Origin of the sequence: Photobacterium andalusiense (genome assembly GCF_900185625.1) — a bacterium.
In the GTDB taxonomy this organism is placed as follows: Bacteria; Pseudomonadota; Gammaproteobacteria; order Enterobacterales; family Vibrionaceae; genus Photobacterium; species Photobacterium aquimaris.
Window position 1 is genome coordinate 771,730 of the sequence record NZ_FYAJ01000002.1, and the last position, 18,970, is coordinate 790,699.

Genomic DNA, 18,970 nt, shown 5'->3' on the forward strand with positions numbered 1-18,970 from the left:
AGGCTCTTTATTTATGTCAATGCCACGGGCAGTACGCGTGGTAAGGCAACCACAACAATTAGCCCTTGTGTAAGGCCATTTTTAATCACTAACTTGCCGCCATGAGCATGAATAATATTACGCGCAATTCCCATGCCTAAACCATGACCATCAGCATCTGTCGCGAGACGGAAATAAGGTTCAAACACCGCCGATAATGACGATTCAGGAATTCCCTTACCTTGATCGGTGATCGTCAAAATAATTTTATCGGGCTTGTCTATCACCGCTACCGTCACTTTGTGGCCATATTTAACACCGTTATCAATTAAATTACTTAAACAGCGTTTTAAACCTAATTCTTTACCCATCATTGGTGCAATCGTCAGTGTCGGCAATGTTACTTTAATTGCATGGTGATTATGTCGTTCGGCAATACTTGCTAATAATAAATTCAAATCAATCGGCACAATGTTTTCATGTAAATCAGTATCTTTTACACACTGTAATGCTCCTTTAACCATCATCTCTAATTCATCAAGATCACGATTAAATTTATCAATCTTATTATCATCATCAATTAACTCAACCCGCAGTCGTAAGCGTGTAATCGGTGTTTTTAGATCATGGGAAATTGATGAAAATAGCTGTTCGCGATCCTCAATATAACGCCGTAGCCGCAGTTGCATTCGATTAAAGGCCTGAGTTGCCATCACTAACTCTGTCGCACCTTGTTCTTTAAGCGGCGGTTGATAGATATCAAGACTTAATGCATTAGCTGCATCTGCCAACTGTTTTAAAGGCTTGGTTTGGCGACGCACCATAATATAAGTAAACACCAATAATAAACTGGTGATAAAGACCAAAAATAGAATTTGCTGGCGCGTGATCACTTCATCTTTTAAGTTCATATAAGGTGCAGGTAACAGTGCTGCAATATAAAGCCATTGATTTTTTTCTAATTCAATTTGCACCACTAAAATCGGCGGATTTAAAGGCTCTAAACTTAAGGTATTATGCACCCACGATCGCGGCAGATCGCTTAATAAAATGTCATTTTTAAGTACATGTAATGTTTCAGGACGAGAAAATTCAACTTTGATAGTTGGTAAACGCGGCAATTTTTGATGTAGCACTTTTTCAAATACTGACACTGCCATCTGTTTTTGTTCTGAATTAGCAATCGGCTCAATACGGATCTCTTCATCATTAAAAGATACAAAAAAACGAGTACCGCCCATATTACGCAATTGATCTAACACAATGTGCCGATATTGCATTGGTAATGATTGGAAAAAAGTCACCGTTGAAGCAAACATGGTCGCCATACTCGCCGACGTTGATTGCAATCCATCCAAATCTCGCTGTTTCGATTGGCTATACCAAATCGCAGTTGCTATCACTTGTGCTAAAAATACTGCTAATAATGTTAACCACAATGTCCTTGAAACCAATGACTTTGGGTATAGCATTTTCCACTTCATTAACTATTATCCATATAGTAAAAAAGTGTGACGCCCATACAAGCAATCACACTTTATTCAACGCAATTATTTAAATATTATGCGTCTTCGTAAACCACATCAGCCGTGAAAATATAACCATTACCACGACTAGTTTTGATTAAGCGCTGAGTACGACCTTTATCGCCTAATCGTTGGCGCAGTCGACTTAAAGCAACATCAATCCCACGCTCTGAAGGTAACGTATCACGCCCTCGCGTTGCGTAAGAAATCGTGTCGCGATCTAATATCTCTTGTGGACGCGATAAAAACAGCATCAGCAACGAGTAATCACCACCTGTCAATTCAAAATCTTGCTTGGTTTCAAGATCAAATAAGCAATGGGTAGTGGTATCAAGTCGCCAATTAGAAAATCGAATAAATTTTGCTTCTGTTGGTAACGACTGACTTTCTGTTGGTTTTATTCGTCTTAATAAGGCTTTAATACGCGCTAATAACTGACGAGGACTAAACGGCTTAGCGATATAATCGTCAGCACCAATTTCTAGGCCAATGATCTGATCCATTTCATCTGAAACAGCTGTTAGCATAATAATCGGCACATTTGAGCTTTTACGAATATGCTGGCAAAGTGTAAAACCATCATCTCCTGGCATCATAACGTCTAATAAAATCAGATCGGGATAACCTGCCGCTAATCGGCGTTTCATCTCTTCACCTTCCGCAGCAGTTATAACTTCAAAGCCGTTTTTAGTTAAATACTCGTCCAATAACTCACGGATCTCTTGATCGTCATCGACAACGAGTACTGTCTTGGTTACCCCCATGTTATTCATCCTTCACTGGTACATATCTTATTATTATTTTTAAACATAAATGTTTGCATTTTTATAGCTACAACCTTATTAATTAAACATAACGTTGGCTAATTTTGTGCCATTAGACACATATTCATCTGACTTATCGTTTATTGCAATACAACATTTGACCACCAACAACCATAAAAGTCAGTAAATGGCGTTATTTTGATGACAAAATCGTTACCTTACTAGCAAATTACGCTATTAATAGTGACAAAAAATAGCATTATAAATTAGTGAGTGCACTGCGTATTTTATTTGCAACAGGCGGCGATACCCATTGTGTCCATATGCTTTCATGCTGAGTCAGAAATTCCACCATTGTTTGTTTACCGTCAGCATTATGATTCACTTTCCACGCCATTAAATTATTCATATCTTGGTTTGAAAAGCTGCGGGCAGATAAATACATCATTGCAGCAGGTGCACGTTGAGAAAATTTGAGGGTTACAATGGTGTCAACTGCACGTGGAGGAAACATCGTTACTCGTGGATTTTTGCAGTATTTTTTTTCAATACATTCTTGAAAATACTCACGATTAACACCTGCATTAAACTCAACCCGCACCATTTTATAATTACCCAATACAGCTGTTGGCGACCAATAATAACCAATCCAAGGTAATTTTTTTGCATAAGCATGAGCGATAGAGCCCGATAATCCGGTTATTTCATCTGTTGGTGTAACTTCAAAACCTGCTTGTTTAAGATCAAGGGCTTTAAATAAGTTGATTACTGTATTTTGGCAACGCCAACCAGGCGCACAACTAAAAAAGGGCTGCGTATTTCCCAAATCTGGACGCTTAAATAAATAACTGTGTTGCTTAACACCGGCCATTGTCGCCAATGATGGCTCTTTTTCTACCATATAAGCAGGTACCCAAAATCCTTCTAAGCCGCCTTCATATAATACCTTGCCAACAAATTTAATTTTATCTTGTTCAATACCATACTCAAGCCCGCCCTTTAAGGCGTTACGCCACATTTCAGGGATAATATCGGGCTTACCTTGTAAAAGAATAGATTTAGCCGCAACAATAGTTTCACTTGGTACCAGTTCTGTCTCACAACCAAATCCATGTTGTAAAATAAAACTGTCGACATTTGCAACAAACGTCGCTGAATCCCAATCCATATCAGCAATAGTGACCTTACCGCATTCTGTTGCTTGCACTTTATATGTTAGTGCAAACAATAAGATCAACACTGTCAGTTGCTTTAGCATCATGCCCTCCTTTTCTTGCCGTGCATTAAACGCAAGTTATTACTTCTAGTTTAAACAACCGTAATATCAAATACCAAAAAATAAACCACATACAAAAAAACACTCTCAACCATAATGGAGAGAGTGTTTATGTTTTATCATCCTACAAATCGATGCATTACATCATCTTATTGTCGTGGCACTGCCTGATCACTTAATGCCTCAGCCAGTGTTGAACGCGATAATCGCCCTGTCACATCGCCAGCTTCATTAATCACAGGCAAAGGATGGTCGCTATCTAGTGTTTCTGGAATCACGGTTTCAAGTAACGCATCAGTTGTTATCGCTGGCACTGTTTCTAACATCGATTGATCAATGGCTTTGTTATAATCAGCTTCATTAATATCTTCGAGGGTTTGTTGGGTAATAACCCCTTGATAACCATCATCATCAATAAAGTAACCATAATCATCTTTCGCATTACGCATTTCAGCTACTGCTTCACCAATGGTCTCGGCTGATATTCTTACTCCTTGCGGCTTCATGACGGTTGCAACAGTTAATGCACGAGCACGATTAACATCTTTAACAAATGCTTCGACATAATCATCAGCAGGATTAAGTAGAATATCAACCGGCTTACCTTGTTGAATCAATTTACCATCTCGTAAAATCGCAATCCGATCACCGAGTCGCAATGCTTCATCAAGATCATGGGTAATAAAGATAATCGTTTTATGGAGTTTCTCTTGCAATTCAATCAGCTGATCTTGCATTTCACTGCGAATTAATGGGTCTAATGCAGAAAAAGCCTCATCCATTAATAATACTTCAGCATTAGTACATAACGCGCGAGCAAGCCCAACCCGTTGCTGTTGTCCCCCCGATAGATTAGCAGGATAACTTTGCTCATATCCTGTTAGCCCGACGGTGGTTAACCATTGTTGCGCTTGTTGTTGCCACTGAGCTGGTTTCGCCCCTTGAACAGATAAACCATAACCGACATTTTGTAATACCGTCCGATGCGGCATTAAACCAAAGCGTTGAAAAACCATCGACATTTTATGACGTCGAAAATCTTGTAATTGGCTAGCATTTAGAGTCATTACATCGGTATCTTCAATAATAATACTGCCTTCTGTCGGTTCAATTAACCGATTAAAGTGACGTATTAATGTTGATTTTCCCGATCCTGACAGCCCCATAATGACAAAGATTTCACCGGCATAAATATTTAGATTAATATCACTAAGCCCGACGGTATGACCGGTTTCAGCCAAAATAGCATCTTTTGACTGCCCCGCTTTAACTTTAGTAAGTACTTGCTTATCTTTAGGACCAAAGATCTTATACAGATTTTTAACTTGAATAAGTGGTGCACTATTTTGTTGATGACTCATTTAGGTGCCCCTCCTAGATGCTGCTGACTGCGTTGAGCATAACTTTGAGAGATACGGTCAAAAATAATCGCTAATGCCACAATGGCTAATCCATTTAGCAAACCTAAAGTAAAGTATTGATTAGTAATCGATTTAAGTACTGGCTGACCTAGCCCTTTGACACCAATCATTGATGCAATCACTACCATCGCTAGTGCCATCATAATAGTTTGGTTAATACCCGCCATAATGTTGGGCATCGCTAACGGTATTTGCACGCCAAACAAACGTTGCATTGGACTTGCACCGTAAGCAGTAGCCGCTTCTAGTACTTCTTCATCAACTAAACGAATCCCTAAATTAGTTAAACGAATAACCGGTGGAACCGCGTAAATAACAACGGCTATTACACCTGGAATTTTACCTATACCCAGTAGCATCACTACCGGAATTAAATACACAAACGCAGGCATGGTTTGCATTACATCAAGCAATGGCGTCACAATACGCTGAATACGATCGGATCTTGCCATTGCGATACCAGTAGGTATTCCGATGCCAATTGCGACCAAGGTCGAGACTAAAATAATACTCATGGTACGCATGGTATTATCCCACATACCAAAAATACCAATCAGAACAAAAGAAATCACAACTCCCAGTGATAACTTCCAAGAACGACTCGCCATATAAGCTATCGCGGCTAATACCGCAATAACTAACCACCATGGTGTTGCTAGCAACAATTTTTCAAACCAAATTAAAAAAGCCAGTAATGGATCAAAAAAGCTCTCAATGGTATCGCCGTACTCACGAGAAAATGCGCGATAACTTCCATCTAGGGTTTTCCTTATTTCAACTAGCTGCGCACGTTCAAGTTGAGGAAATTCTGTTATCCATGAATCATTTGACATAAGTATCATCCAGTTACTTATAAATCTTGTAATGCGCCTTTGACTTTTGTCGCCACGTCAACTGAGACCCATTGTGTCCAAATCGCTTCATGATTGGTTAAAAACTCAACCATGACGGCTTCACCATCGGCTTGGTTGTCTTCCATCCATGCTAATAATCCATTCATTTCAGCATTCGTAAATGAACGCGCAGCAAGGTATTTAACCGCGGCACTTGAACGAGCAGCAAATGAGGTTGTGATCACGGTATCAACCGCTGATGGTGGATACATGGTTACTTTAGGATCTGTACATTCAGTACTTGTAATACATGATGAAAAGTATTTCGCATCAACCCCTGAACCAAAATCAACCTTCACCATTTTATATTTACCTAATACTGCCGTTGGTGCCCAGTAATAGCCAAACCACGGTTGCTGACGTTCATAAGCTTTAGCGATTGAACCAGATAAACCTGCACCAGAGCCTGGATCAATTAAATCAAATCCGAATTTTGCTAAATCAAGTGCTTTAAATAAATTACCCGCAGAGATCTGGCAATTCCAACCGGCAGGACAGCCATAAAATGCGGATTGATCAGGATCTTCTGGATGGGTAAATAGTTTGGCATGTTTCTTAATGCCTGCAATAGTGGCCAATTCAGGTGTTTTCTCTACCATATATTCAGGTACCCAAAACCCTTCCTCACCGCCATCAGAAAATGTTGGCCCTGTAAATTGTAAACGGCCTTCTTTAACACCACGATCAAGCGCAACTTTAAGTGAATTACTCCACATTTCAGGCGCAATATCTGGCTCTCCTTTTTCGATCATTGATGTTCCTGTCGGCATCGTGTCACCCGGTACCAGTTCTGTATCACAGCCGTAACCATGCTGGAGAATAAAACTATCAACGTTGGCAATTAAGGTTGCTGAATTCCAATTCATATCAGCAATCGTGACTTTGCCACATTTTTCATCACTGTCTGCTTGGGCTGAAAAACTCGCCATAAATAGTGATGCTATAGCTAACTTACGCATAAATAATTTCCCTTTATTTATTTACAATTAAACATACATAACTCTAATCAGTCTAACCAATTAACTGTCGCAACACAAAAAGATGCAACAAATTATTTACAAATAAACTGTAAATAATGGCTAATTTCGTTGATTACCGATCGTTGTTATTCATTGTTGTTGCTAAATATAAATACGACTTTTTATCGTTTTTAATGCTAATTTTGCTTATCATTACGCTTGTATTTTATTCGTGGTGGACAATAACAATGTATAAATTAGTTGCACTTGATATGGACGGTACATTACTTAATTCAGACGGTGCTATTTCAGATCTTAATAAACAAGCTATCGCAGCTGCTCGTGCACAAGGCGTATATGTTGTATTAGCTTCTGGACGCCCAATTGAAGGTATGGAATGGGCGTTAAAAGAACTTAATATGGATAGTGATAATGATTTTGTGCTGTCTTATAACGCCTCTTTAGTACAACGCGTTGCTAGTAAAGAAATCGTTAGAAGCCAAACCTTAATTGGCCGTGATGCAAAAGCAATTGCAGCAATTGCTCACGATCTTGGTGTTCATGTTCATGCATTCTCTCGTCGTCAGGGACTTATTACACCTGCGCATAATTATTACACCGATCATGAAGCTAAAATTAATGGCTTAACAATTACGTTAGCTGATTTTTCCGAGCTTGATGACAACGAAGAAATCATGAAAGTCATGATTATTGATGATGCTGAACGTCTTGAAGCAGCTATTGGACAATTACCCCCTGCTCTATACCAACAATATACGATTGTAAGAAGTGCGCCATTCTTCCTTGAGTTTATGCACATGAATAGTAATAAAGGTGTTGGTGTTAAAGCGTTAGCTGATTTCTTAAATATAAAACAAGATGAAGTTATTGCGATGGGTGATGCTGGCAATGATCACCATATGATCGAATTTGCAGGTTTAGGCGTTGCGATGGGAAATGCAACTGAAGAAACAAAAGCGATTGCCAACTATGTTACTGACACTAATAATAATAGTGGTGTAGCTCAAGTTATCGAAAAATTCATTCTTAATGCTTAATGCACTAAAACAAAAAAAGCCAGCAACGCTGGCTTTTTTTATGATTACTATTAATTATTTAGCAATAGTAACAGTATCAACATCAACAGTACGAACTGTCCAATCTTTATCTACTTCACCACGAAGAATAACTTTAGTGGTTGGTGTTACTGTCACACCGCGCCAATCTTTATTATCAATTTCTACTTTAATCTCACCAGTCACATCTTTAAACATATAATCTTCTTTACCAATTGAAGATATAATGTGGCCTGTAAGCTCTACAGCTGCATTATCATCAGCATGAGATGCCGCTTTTACAGTCGTTAATACAGGAACAGCGCTTGGTCCATTAAAACCACCTTGTGGTTGAACAAGTGGCGCAGCCTCTGCTGGACCATTAAATCCACCTTGAGTTGACTGTGGTGCGGCCATAACAGACATTGATGAAAGCATTAAAACAGAAACAGCAAGTAATTTTTTCATTGGCCTATAATTCCAAAAAATGATTAATTAAGATTAAAACATCGCTTATTTAATAACAAATAAGTGCATATCAGGCCAATAATTATAGTCTCTAAAACATCAACTGCAACAATACAGTGTTCTTTATTTTATTTTAGATTTAAATCAAATAGTTAAAATCTTTATTATTATATTTCTTTAATCATATACGATGCCAAAAACACCGAAACAATCATTTCGATACGTTCTTCTAATACCTGGCCTTCACTATTAGGTAAAACATTCATCACTTGTGGCCAGAACAGTAACCCTTGAAATAAACTGATATAAATATTGGTCATTGTCATCAAGTTTTTATCGGCTAAACATTTAGCAGTAATCGCTTGTTGAAACCAATCTGTTACCGCTTTAGTACTGTATAAATCTTTAATCAGATTTATTGCTAAATCTGGCTGGCGTAAAAACTCCATCACAATAGTCCGTGACAGCGGAATACCATAAGTTGAATATAATATATCTGCCTCACGACGGGTAATAAGCGTTAATTGCTCGGTTAACGTCATCGTTGAGTCAAATTCATACTTCACATTTTCTGCTACAGATTCTTGAATAATGGTGAGAACAGAAACAAATAACACTTCTTTACTTTCAAAATGACGGTATAACGTACGCTTAGAAACACCCGCTTCGGTTGAGATACGATCCATATTGGCCGCTAAAAAACCATGAGTAATAAATTCTTCTTTTGCCGCTTCAATAATAGCTAGATGCTTGCGTTCCGTTTGTTTCATCCTGTACTCGTTCCTTATTATCATTACGTTTTTACTCTATTTATGACCGCAGTCTAACAATTCACACCAAAAAAGTACACTCCATAGTTTACAAATAATTTTTTCCCACTAGAATGCACTCTTAGTTTACCTTTTTGGTGGTTATTGTGGTTAACCATCAACCTAATGATAGTGGAGAACACGGTGAAAACTCATTCAGCAATGTCCAGTGTGGCATCGTTAACAATTAATAAACTGACTATGGCAGTTAGTTTATCTTTAGCGGTAGTGATGTTGTCGGGGTGTGACAGTAAAAAAGAAGAAACGGTCGCCGCGCCTATCATTAGCCCAGCCCTTACTCAAGTTGTAATGCCTAAAGCAGATAGTAGCCTAAGTTTTAATGGCGTAATTCGCTCAGCTCAGCGCGCTGATTTGTCATTTCAAGTCAGTGGTCGCGTCAGCCATATTTTTGTTAATGAAGGCGATAAGGTTCACAAAGGTCAACTACTTGCAAAACTTGACCCTAAAGATGCGCAAACAGCATTTGCAGCGGCGCAACTTGAATTAAATAACACTAAAAAAGATTATTTACGTGCTAAGTCGATTTATGAAAGCTCACAAGCAATTGCAAAAAGCGATCTCGATGAGTTAATGACTCGTTATAACTTAGCTCAAAATCGCCTAGAAGAAGCCAAAAACCAACTGAATTACACTCAATTAAAAGCGCCATTTGACGGCATCATTGGCCGTAAATTGATTGATAATCACGTTCAAATTCAAGCGAATACATCAGTATTGACATTACATAACCTCGATGATCTAGAGGTGGTGGTTAACATTCCTGACACAGTCATGTTAAGTGGTTTGAAATGTGAAAAAGCCAATGCAGAAATTACAACGAATCCGGGTCATTTATTACCGTTGAGTTTACGTACTTACTCAACCCAAGCAGATCCTATTACACAAACATTCTCGATTGTGTTGGGTCTTGATGATTCTAAAGGCCTCAATATTTTGCCAGGGATGCCAGTAAAAGTGACCCCAAGTGTTGAGTTGTGCCCTGAAGACTATGTCGATAATAAAAACAACCCACTAATTGTACCGTTAACCGCTGTTGTTCCTGATAACCAAAACAAACAATTTGTGTGGATTGTTGGTGAAAACAATATTGTAGAAAAACGCTACATTAAGGTCGGCACTATCAACAAAAACTGTATTACGGTGCCATCTGGTCTCAAAGCAGGTGAACGCATTGTTATTGCTGGTGTATCAAAACTTAAAACGGGTATGGAAGTTCGTCCATACACAGATAACACCCAAGACGGAGCATAAAAAGTAATGGATATCGCTCGCTATACCATAGCAAAGCGCACCAGTGTGTGGGTAATGATTGCTCTCATTCTAATTGGTGGCTATATCAGCTATCTAAAACTGGGGCGCTTTGAAGATCCGGAGTTTGTGATCCGTCAAGCGGTGATAATCACACCTTATGCTGGTGCAACTGCACAAGAAGTATCAGATGAAGTCACTGATATCATTGAAGGTGCCGTGCAGTCATTGCAGGAACTGAAAGAAGTTAAATCAGTTTCAAAGCAAGGTATGTCTGAAGTTACAGTTGAGATCAAACTTGAATTTGCAAAAAGCCAAGCTGATCTACAACAAGTGTGGGACAAATTACGTCGTAAAATAAGTGATGCACAGCGTCAATTGCCACCTGGTGCTGGCCCATCAATTGTTAACGATGACTTCTCAGATGTGTATGCATTGTTTTTTGCCGTCACTGGTGAAGGGTTTACAGATAAACAGCTATCTGACTATGTCGATAGTCTGCGCCGTGAACTGGTTTTGGTCCCTGGCGTTGCTAAAACAGCAACATTGGCAGAACAACAAGAAACCATTTTTGTTGAATTTACTAGCGAGCGTTTAGCCAAATTTGGATTATCCGTTGATAATGTGTTGTCGGTACTACAAAAACAAAACATTGTTAATGTCGCTGGTAGTCTCACTTCTAATGGTATGCGTATTCCAGTTATTCCGGCACCTGATGTAAATTCATTTAATGATTTACGTAACTTACAAGTAGGTATTGGTGACAATCATACGGTTTTACATTTAAAAGACATTGCAAATGTAAAACGTGGTTATCAAGAGCCGGCTTCAATGTTAATGCGCTATAATGGCGAACGTGCGATTGGCTTTGGTATCTCTAATGTTACTGGCGGTAACGTAGTCGATATGGGTGATGCTGTTAAAGCTCGTATTGCTGAATTAGAAAGCCAACGCCCATTAGGTATGGAACTGAATGTTATTTCGATGCAATCAGACTCTGTACGTGATTCAGTAACTAATTTCATCGATAACCTTATAGCAGCGGTTGTCATTGTATTTATCGTACTATTGCTGTTTATGGGGATTCGCTCAGGGATCATCATCGGTTTTGTGTTAATCCTAACCGTTGCTGGTACCTTGTGTATCATGTTAATTGACAATATCGCCATGCAACGTATTTCTTTAGGTGCATTAATTATTGCCCTAGGTATGTTGGTTGATAACGCGATAGTGGTTACTGACGGCATTCTAGTCCGTCTACAAAATAATGAAGATCGTGAAATTGTTATACCTGAAGTTGTAAATGCAACTAAATGGCCTTTATTAGGCGGTACTGTTGTTGGTATCTGTGCATTTAGTGCTATCGGCCTTTCACCATCAGATATGGGTGAATACGCAGGTTCATTATTCTGGGTAATTCTTTACTCAATGCTCTTAAGCTGGCTGTTTGCGGTCACAGTTACGCCGTTACTGTGTCACCAATTCCTAAAAGTAAAACTGAAATCGGGTGATCAAAAACCAAGTAAAGTGGTTAACAGCTACAAAGGTTTGTTAACTTGGGTACTTATTCACCGCAAGACCACGGGTTTATTATTAGTTGCTACCCTGTTAGGTGCTGTTTGGGGCGTTAAATATGTTCCACCAGGCTTTATGCCTGAATCACAACGCGCGCAGTTTGTAGTTGATGTCTACTTACCACAAGGTACTGATATCAAAAACACTGAAGCGGTTGTAGCTGAAATTGAACAAGACGTTAAGCAAAAGCCAGGTATCAGTAATATTTCTAGCTTCATTGGTGGCGGCGGTTTACGTTTTATGCTGACCTATGCACCAGAAGCGCGTAATCCAAGTTATGGCCAATTACTGATCGACATTGATGATTACCGTAACATTGCGCCATTATTGGTTGAGCTTCAAACCGAGCTTGATAAGAAATACCCAGAAGCTTCAATCAAAGTATGGAAATTTATGCTTGGTCGCGGTGGCGGTAAGAAAATCGAAGCCGGCTTTAAAGGTCCTGATAGCAAAGTATTACGTGAACTTGCTGAACAAGCTAAAGCTATCATGCTAAGCGATCCAAACTTAATCGCGGTACAAGATGATTGGCGTCAGCAAGTACCCGTGATTAAGCCAGTATATTCAACAGAGAAAGCACAGCGTTTTGGTTTAACCAACCACGATATCAGTCAAGCCATTGCGCAAACATTGAACGGCCGTAATATTGGTGTTTACCGTGAAGGTAATGATTTGATCCCTATCGTCGTGCGTGCGCCAGATAACGAGCGTACTCATGAACGTGCGATTGAAAATACTGACGTTTACAGTCGTATGGTGAATGGTTTAATTCCAGTTAGCCAATTGGTTGAATCAATAAATGTTGGCTGGGAAGATGCAATCTTACGCCGAATCAATCGTATTCCAACGATTTTGGTTCAAGCAGATCCAGCACCAGGAGTATTCACAGCTGATGCGTTTAATGATCTACGGGGCAAAATTGAAGCAATCGAACTGCCACCAGGTTATGAATTAACATGGTACGGCGAATACAAAGCATCAAAAGACGCCAACGTCGGTCTTGCTATCTCAGCCCCTTACGGCTTTGCAGCAATGATTTTAGCGGTGATCTTCATGTTTAACGCTATTCGTCAGCCGTTAGTGATTTGGCTAACAGTGCCGTTAGCATTAGTCGGTGTTACGGTTGGCTTGGTGATTTTCCAAACCCCGTTTGAGTTTATGGCGATTCTTGGCTTCTTAAGTTTGATCGGTATGATGGTTAAAAATGCGATTGTATTAGTAGACCAAACCGACGTTGAAATAGCAGAAGGTAAAACACCGTATCAAGCAATTATTGACTCAGCACTTAGCCGTGCTCGACCCGTATTACTTGGTGCCTTTACGACAATCTTAGGTGTTGCACCGTTACTGATTGATCCATTCTTCAAGAGTATGGCAGTAACAATTATGTTTGGTTTGTTATTCGCAACCATTCTAACTTTAGTCGTAATTCCACTGCTGTATGCAGTACTGTTCCGCGTTAAAGTAGAATAGCCACCAGCATAACCAAAAAACAAAAAGGGAGTAACATCATTGATGTTTACTCCCTTTTTTATGCCACATTTTTAGCAGCCGTCATTACTCTCACTGCTATTGTTGCAGATAATCCATAATATCAGCAGCTAAACGTCGTAATACACCGGGCTCTGGTCGTGTATGAGAAAAAGTACGTAGACCATAAATCCCCATCACTAAAAACTCTGCTAACTGTTGGCTATCACGTTGAGCGTTAATTTCATTCGCTTGCTGTGCTAATACGATTTGCTCTGCCAATGTTTGCTGCCATTGCTTTAACATCTGGCTAATAACATCTGCCACTTCAATATCTTGTTGTGCTAGTTCACTTAAGGCTTTTTGTAGCAGACAATCTTTAATCTGTTCGCGCTCACACTCATCGACAACCTGTTCAAGATACGTCTTGAGTGCAGTAATCACTGACTCTGATTGAGAAAATAAAGCAATAAATTGTGCTGAACGTTGATCACGATAATGCGCTAATGCAGCTAATAACAGCCCGCGTTTATTGGTAAACGCGCAATAAATTGAACCGGGATGAAGCCCAGTCGCTTGTTTTAAATCTTGCATACTGGTGTTGGTATAACCTTTTGTTATAAAAACATCCATTGCCGATCGTAATACTCGGTCGCGATCAAATTCAGCACTACGCATAATAACTCTCATTTGCTTTGATTAGGCTTAGTTTACTTAAATTTGAACAATCATTCAAAAAACTCTTGAATGATTGTTCAAATACGTCTAATTTGAATGAGCATTCAAATTAGAGGCAACAATCATGCTTGATACCCTATTTCATCCTTTCAAACTCAATGACACGCTAACGTTAAACAATCGTATCGTTATGGCACCATTAACACGTTGTATGGCGAATGATGATTTAACTCCAACCCAAGCAATGGTCGATTATTATGCACGCCGTGCTGAAACTGGACTGATTATCACAGAAGCTATCTTAATACGTGCTGACGGCCAAGGTTATCCGCATACTCCAGGCTTATTTACACCACAACAAATTGATGGCTGGCGTAAAGTCACTGATGCTGTACACCAAAATGGCGGCAAGATTTTTGCTCAGCTATGGCATACAGGTCGCGTTGCTCATCCATTCTTTTTTGGTGGTGAATATGTACTCGCACCTTCTGCTATCGCACTTGAAGGTACATTACCAAGAATGCGAGAGCTTACTTATACGATGCCAAAACCTGCAACAAAAGCAGAAATAGAACAACTTGTTGCTGATTTTAGTCAGGCAGCAGCTAACGCCATTGATGCAGGTTTTGATGGTGTAGAAATTCATGGCGCAAATGGTTATTTGATCGATCAATTTCTACATTTCAGCACTAACGAACGTGATGATGAATTTGGTGGTACGGCTGAAAACATGGCTCGCTTCCCACTTGCTGTTATTGATGCAATTAGCCAGCGCATTGGTCGAGATCGTACTGGATTACGTTTATCACCAGGCGGTTATTTTAATCTTGAAGGCGATGCACGCGATCGAGCAGTGTTTGATTATTTATTACCAGAAGTTGAAAAACGTTGTTTAGCGTATCTGCATGTGGGTATTTTCGATGATAGCATGGACTTTGAATATCTTGACGGTAACGCATCACAGTATATGCGTAGCCATTATCAAGGTACTTTAATTGGTGTTGGTTGCTATAGTCCTCAAACAGGCAGTGAAGCTATCGAAGCAGGAAAATTTGATTTACTGGCAATTGGACGTCCTTTAATTGCTAACCCAGATTACGTTAGTAAAGTAAAAACCAAACAAACATTAGTTACCTATGACGACACCATGCTTGCCCAATTGATTTAACTCTTTATTTTACGCCTTAATATCACATTATTAAGGCGTTTATTTTAGTTATTTTAACAATTCAGATATAAATAACGAAAAATCATTGTTTGCATTTGTATCGATAGACAAGAGCCTTGTTTAGCTCTTATGATAATGATAGCTAAAATAATAATGATAGATAATAATGAAGAATATCAAGCAGAAACAATATAACCCTAACCTACTTTTAGCGAGTTTATTTATCGCTGCCAGCGGTTATGCATCTCATGCGTATGCTGATGACTCAACGTCAACATCGGTAAATAACGCTCTAAATTACAGTAGCAATAATGCGTTACTGCTAGAGCAATACAAAGATAACTTTGTACTACCTTTTTATTACACACAATCTCCAAATTACAAAGAATATCAATCGGTTGTGCCTGACGATGGCAAATTAAGTAAATATAATGTCAACTTCCAAATCAGTTTAAAGTACCGTTTATTATCAGGTATTTTATATGATAATGACCAACTCTATTTTGCCTATACTCAGCGTTCAAATTGGCAGGCTTATGCATCATCAGCCTTCTTTAGAGACACTGAATATGAGCCTTCTGTTTTTTGGACATTTCCAACCAAAACTACATATAGCAATGATTTTCACTACACCGGCAGTACATTAGGTTTAGTGCATCAGTCTAATGGTCGTGGCGGCGAACAAGAACGTAGTTGGAATCGTGCGTTTGTTGACATGACGTTCAAAAAAGATAACTTAACCTTCAGCATTAAACCTTGGGTGCGACTCGATTTTGGTGCAAAAGACTATAACAAAGATATCAATAACTACCTTGGTTATGGTCGCATCAGTATGAATTGGAATATTGATGGTAAAACGATGATCAGTTTTACCGTTAGAAATGCGTTAGAAAGTGGTTTCTCTCGTAGTTACGAAAAAGTCACTCTCAATTTCCCGATCTATAAACGTTTACGCGGCTATTTAATGTTTGAAAGCGGTTATGGCATTTCTATTTCAGATTATAATCATTATGATAATGCTGGCGGTATTGGCTTTTCATTTTAATTAAATAACCTGATATATTTATTACATTATTTAATTAAATATAAAACTAAAAACATTCTTATCAACACATTAAATAATAATGTCTTTACTGTTCGAATATTATATGTTCTTAATAGATTTATTATAAAACGGGGAATAAACCCTACTTATAAATATTACGATTAAAATAAATTATTGATAGAATGAAGTTGTGAATATTAATCAATCAACGTACTTATCTGTACTTATTCACATGTTATCGTTATCTCCTTATCCAGCAGGCTTAAAATCGAAAGATGGCGTTTTTGAATATGCCAATGATGCTTATCGATCTCTTGTTAATGCCCCGCCAGATATCAAAGGGTTAAAAGATAGTGACTTTCCATGTGATACCGCGGCATTTGCTGACATTTTTATGGAACAAGATAGATTATCATTAACACAAAATAAAACGATAATCACCATTGATATACATAATTACTCTCATGGCACAGATGCATATACGTTTACAAAACAGCCTATTATTATTAATGGTGAACCTTGGGGAATTCAATTTACAGCCAGTAAAATAAAAGATTGGATAAATATGACCTCTTTTGCAGAGGTACTTGCTGCAGATAAATCAAATTTATCATTTAGCACAACGCGTCCCTCAGAACCAAAATTAACACCTGCACAAGAAATTGTTTTATTTTGGTTATTACGAGGCCGACAAACCAAACAAATAGCACAACTTATTCATCGAACACCAAAAGCGGTAGAAAAACAAATAGCAAATTTAGTCACTCGATTCTCTTGCTATGGTATTTCTAGTCGATCTGGATTAATTGAGTATGCCCGTGGTAATGGCTGGCTATCATTAATACCGGCGCAATTATTTAAAACACCAATGTCTATTATTATTAATAATGATGATAAACAGATGGATTAAGATCACAAAAATCATCGTAACCTAAGCAAAGGATTGTTTAGTTACATTACTTTGCCCCTATAATCCTGCCAATTATTTACCTTCTTATTTATTGGCTTATCATGCGCATAAAAATCAGTTTAATAACCACCTTACTGCTTATTTCTGGGTGCAGTTCATTTGCAAGCAAAGACACACTTCCCCCTGCAAGTTTAATCATTAAAAATGGTCAAGTGATCACCATGAATGATAATAAACAGCTGATTGAAAATGGGGTTGTTGTTATCAATAACGACACCATTATTGCTGTTGGTGATCATTCATTATTATCTCAATATGACGCTCAACGCATTATTGATGCTCAAAATGGTATCGTGATGCCAGGCATGGTAAATACCCATAATCATTTACCGATGATTGCTTTTCGAGGCTTAGGTGAAGAAGGTATCGAGAACCGTTTATTTGCTTATTTTTTCCCTCTTGAAAGCAAAAAATTAAGCCGTGAACTGATTTATCAAGCTACGCGCCTTGGTGCAATTGATCTTGCTCAAAGCGGAGTAACAACTTTTGCTGACATGTATTACCACGTAGATGAAATGGCAAAAGCCACCAAAGAAGTCGGTCTACGCGCAGTCTTAGGTGAAACCGTAATTAAATTTCCAGTCGTAGATGCAAAACAACCCTATGGTGGTCTTGAATATGGCCAACAATTTATCAATGACTATAAAAATGATCCTTTAATTACTCCCGCTTTTGCGCCACATGCTGCTTATACGGTTTCAAAGCAAAAGCTGCAACAGATCAACGCCATTTCTAAAAAACTCAACGTTCCCGTATTAATTCATGTCGGTGAATTTGGTAATGAATCTGCGCGTATTAGTGATAATCCTAAACAACTCAGCCCTGTAGCTTGGCTACATGATATCGGCGTACTTGATAAACGCATGGTACTTGCCCATGCGATTCATGTTGATCAAGCTGATATTGATTTAATCAAACAATCAGGCGCAGGTGTCGCCTATAACCCGATGGCTAATGCAAAAGGCGCAACAGGCATTGCTCCAGCATGGGAAATGTATCAACAACAATTACCGATGGGTTTAGGTACTGATGGACCGATGAGCTCAAATCAGGTCGATCTCTGGCGCACACTGAGTTACGCCGCTAATATGCAACGTTTAAAGCATAATGATCGAACCATTATGATCCCAGAACAAGTGATTGAACTTGCAACCATCGGTGGTGCCCGTGCATTACATATGGAAGATAAAATTGGTTCATTAGAAGTCGGTAAAAAAGCCGATGTCATCATCGTTGAAACTCAATCAGCGAACATGATGCCTAATTATAATCCTTATGCAACTTTGGTTTATCAAGCCAATCCAAGCAATGTCAGCACAACTATTGTCAATGGTAATATCGTCATGGAACAACGCCAAATGACACAAGTTGATAGCGCCGATGTCACCAAAAACATTCGTGCTATCGAAGCCGATATCGCCAAATTTGCTAAAGAGCTCGCAAAGAAAGCTATTACCTCTCCAAGCCTAATGAAATAACCTCGCTTAATAAAAAAAATTACAGCCCTCAACAATCAATGCCGTTGTTGAGGGCTATTTCGTTTGCATCTATTTAGCAATTCTCGCTGCAACAATGAATCAACACTTATCACTGTGAGAGTAACCGCACCAAAAACCATCTAACTTTAGCCATGGTTTTTATCTTT

16 protein-coding genes are annotated in these 18,970 nt (G+C 38.7%); 7 read left to right on the forward strand and 9 right to left on the reverse strand.

Translation table 11 applies throughout. The annotated features are described in order from the left end of the window. Positions 1–11: 11 nt before the first annotated feature. From PAND9192_RS09010 to PAND9192_RS09035, 6 genes are all read right to left on the reverse strand, one after another. On the reverse strand, positions 12–1,463 hold the full coding sequence (locus PAND9192_RS09010) for an ATP-binding protein (RefSeq protein WP_087853486.1): 1,452 nt from the start codon (positions 1,461–1,463) through the stop codon (positions 12–14). A gap of 77 nt (positions 1,464–1,540) precedes the next feature. Then, positions 1,541–2,269, reverse strand: a complete 729-nt coding sequence (locus PAND9192_RS09015; protein WP_087820492.1) for a response regulator — start codon at positions 2,267–2,269, stop codon at positions 1,541–1,543. 259 nt (positions 2,270–2,528) lie between these two features. Further along, positions 2,529–3,530, reverse strand: a complete 1,002-nt coding sequence (locus PAND9192_RS09020) for a glycine betaine ABC transporter substrate-binding protein (RefSeq protein ID WP_234999036.1) — start codon at positions 3,528–3,530, stop codon at positions 2,529–2,531. Between the two features lie 164 nt (positions 3,531–3,694). Continuing rightward, complete coding sequence (locus tag PAND9192_RS09025) at positions 3,695–4,906, reverse strand: quaternary amine ABC transporter ATP-binding protein (protein WP_087853488.1); 1,212 nt, start codon at positions 4,904–4,906, stop codon at positions 3,695–3,697. Continuing rightward, entirely contained in the window at positions 4,903–5,799 is an 897-nt protein-coding gene (locus PAND9192_RS09030) for an ABC transporter permease (protein WP_060999943.1), read from the reverse strand. The genes PAND9192_RS09025 and PAND9192_RS09030 overlap by 4 nt, the downstream gene beginning before the upstream one ends. A 17-nt stretch (positions 5,800–5,816) precedes the next feature. Beyond that, complete coding sequence (locus PAND9192_RS09035; protein WP_370738388.1) at positions 5,817–6,788, reverse strand: ABC transporter substrate-binding protein; 972 nt, start codon at positions 6,786–6,788, stop codon at positions 5,817–5,819. A 278-nt stretch (positions 6,789–7,066) separates the two neighbouring features. On the opposite strand from PAND9192_RS09035, the gene yidA reads away from it, so the two are divergent. Then, the gene (gene yidA / locus PAND9192_RS09040) at positions 7,067–7,876 is read left to right on the forward strand and encodes a sugar-phosphatase (protein ID WP_087853553.1); all 810 of its coding nucleotides are present in this window, start codon (positions 7,067–7,069) and stop codon (positions 7,874–7,876) included. A 54-nt stretch (positions 7,877–7,930) separates the two neighbouring features. Here the strand turns inward: yidA and PAND9192_RS09045 are convergent, their stop codons facing one another. Both PAND9192_RS09045 and PAND9192_RS09050 read right to left on the reverse strand, forming a co-directional pair. After that, complete coding sequence (locus PAND9192_RS09045; protein WP_087853490.1) at positions 7,931–8,341, reverse strand: YgiW/YdeI family stress tolerance OB fold protein; 411 nt, start codon at positions 8,339–8,341, stop codon at positions 7,931–7,933. Positions 8,342–8,508: 167 nt separating this feature from the next. Then, complete coding sequence (locus PAND9192_RS09050; protein WP_087853491.1) at positions 8,509–9,111, reverse strand: TetR/AcrR family transcriptional regulator; 603 nt, start codon at positions 9,109–9,111, stop codon at positions 8,509–8,511. 183 nt (positions 9,112–9,294) lie between these two features. Here PAND9192_RS09050 and PAND9192_RS09055 point away from each other — a divergent pair, with 183 nt between their 5' ends. Together PAND9192_RS09055 and PAND9192_RS09060 are read left to right on the forward strand one after the other, a co-directional pair. Further along, positions 9,295–10,422: an efflux RND transporter periplasmic adaptor subunit gene (locus tag PAND9192_RS09055; RefSeq protein WP_370738384.1), complete on the forward strand. Its 1,128-nt coding sequence runs from the start codon at positions 9,295–9,297 to the stop codon at positions 10,420–10,422. 6 nt (positions 10,423–10,428) lie between these two features. Beyond that, positions 10,429–13,467, forward strand: coding sequence for an efflux RND transporter permease subunit (locus PAND9192_RS09060; protein ID WP_087853492.1), 3,039 nt, complete (start codon positions 10,429–10,431; stop codon positions 13,465–13,467). A gap of 96 nt (positions 13,468–13,563) precedes the next feature. Here the strand turns inward: PAND9192_RS09060 and PAND9192_RS09065 are convergent, their stop codons facing one another. Beyond that, positions 13,564–14,142 (reverse strand): TetR/AcrR family transcriptional regulator, encoded by a 579-nt coding sequence (locus PAND9192_RS09065; RefSeq protein WP_087853493.1) that lies wholly within the window; start codon positions 14,140–14,142, stop codon positions 13,564–13,566. A gap of 124 nt (positions 14,143–14,266) precedes the next feature. On the opposite strand from PAND9192_RS09065, the gene PAND9192_RS09070 reads away from it, so the two are divergent. From PAND9192_RS09070 to PAND9192_RS09085, 4 genes are all read left to right on the forward strand, one after another. Beyond that, positions 14,267–15,310, forward strand: a complete 1,044-nt coding sequence (locus PAND9192_RS09070) for an alkene reductase (protein WP_087853494.1) — start codon at positions 14,267–14,269, stop codon at positions 15,308–15,310. Between the two features lie 166 nt (positions 15,311–15,476). After that, a complete protein-coding gene (locus tag PAND9192_RS09075) occupies positions 15,477–16,355 on the forward strand; it encodes a phospholipase A (RefSeq protein WP_087853495.1) in 879 nt (292 codons plus the stop codon). A 190-nt stretch (positions 16,356–16,545) separates the two neighbouring features. Beyond that, entirely contained in the window at positions 16,546–17,265 is a 720-nt protein-coding gene (locus tag PAND9192_RS09080; protein WP_234999037.1) for a PAS and helix-turn-helix domain-containing protein, read from the forward strand. Positions 17,266–17,366: 101 nt separating this feature from the next. Next, on the forward strand, positions 17,367–18,803 hold the full coding sequence (locus PAND9192_RS09085) for an amidohydrolase family protein (protein ID WP_087853496.1): 1,437 nt from the start codon (positions 17,367–17,369) through the stop codon (positions 18,801–18,803). Positions 18,804–18,970: the final 167 nt, after the last annotated feature.

What these genes read in the sequence shown, in the direction of transcription:
- yidA (WP_087853553.1), top strand. Translation starts at nt 7,067, where the DNA reads ATGTATAAATTAGTTGCACTTGATATGGACGGTACATTACTTAATTCA.
- PAND9192_RS09025 (WP_087853488.1), bottom strand. Translation starts at nt 4,906, where the DNA reads ATGAGTCATCAACAAAATAGTGCACCACTTATTCAAGTTAAAAATCTG.
- PAND9192_RS09085 (WP_087853496.1), top strand. Translation starts at nt 17,367, where the DNA reads ATGCGCATAAAAATCAGTTTAATAACCACCTTACTGCTTATTTCTGGG.
- PAND9192_RS09045 (WP_087853490.1), bottom strand. Translation starts at nt 8,341, where the DNA reads ATGAAAAAATTACTTGCTGTTTCTGTTTTAATGCTTTCATCAATGTCT.
- PAND9192_RS09030 (WP_060999943.1), bottom strand. Translation starts at nt 5,799, where the DNA reads ATGTCAAATGATTCATGGATAACAGAATTTCCTCAACTTGAACGTGCG.
- PAND9192_RS09020 (WP_234999036.1), bottom strand. Translation starts at nt 3,530, where the DNA reads ATGATGCTAAAGCAACTGACAGTGTTGATCTTATTGTTTGCACTAACA.
- PAND9192_RS09070 (WP_087853494.1), top strand. Translation starts at nt 14,267, where the DNA reads ATGCTTGATACCCTATTTCATCCTTTCAAACTCAATGACACGCTAACG.
- PAND9192_RS09065 (WP_087853493.1), bottom strand. Translation starts at nt 14,142, where the DNA reads ATGCGTAGTGCTGAATTTGATCGCGACCGAGTATTACGATCGGCAATG.
- PAND9192_RS09050 (WP_087853491.1), bottom strand. Translation starts at nt 9,111, where the DNA reads ATGAAACAAACGGAACGCAAGCATCTAGCTATTATTGAAGCGGCAAAA.
- PAND9192_RS09060 (WP_087853492.1), top strand. Translation starts at nt 10,429, where the DNA reads ATGGATATCGCTCGCTATACCATAGCAAAGCGCACCAGTGTGTGGGTA.
- PAND9192_RS09015 (WP_087820492.1), bottom strand. Translation starts at nt 2,269, where the DNA reads ATGGGGGTAACCAAGACAGTACTCGTTGTCGATGACGATCAAGAGATC.
- PAND9192_RS09035 (WP_370738388.1), bottom strand. Translation starts at nt 6,788, where the DNA reads ATGGCGAGTTTTTCAGCCCAAGCAGACAGTGATGAAAAATGTGGCAAA.
- PAND9192_RS09075 (WP_087853495.1), top strand. Translation starts at nt 15,477, where the DNA reads ATGAAGAATATCAAGCAGAAACAATATAACCCTAACCTACTTTTAGCG.
- PAND9192_RS09010 (WP_087853486.1), bottom strand. Translation starts at nt 1,463, where the DNA reads ATGAAGTGGAAAATGCTATACCCAAAGTCATTGGTTTCAAGGACATTG.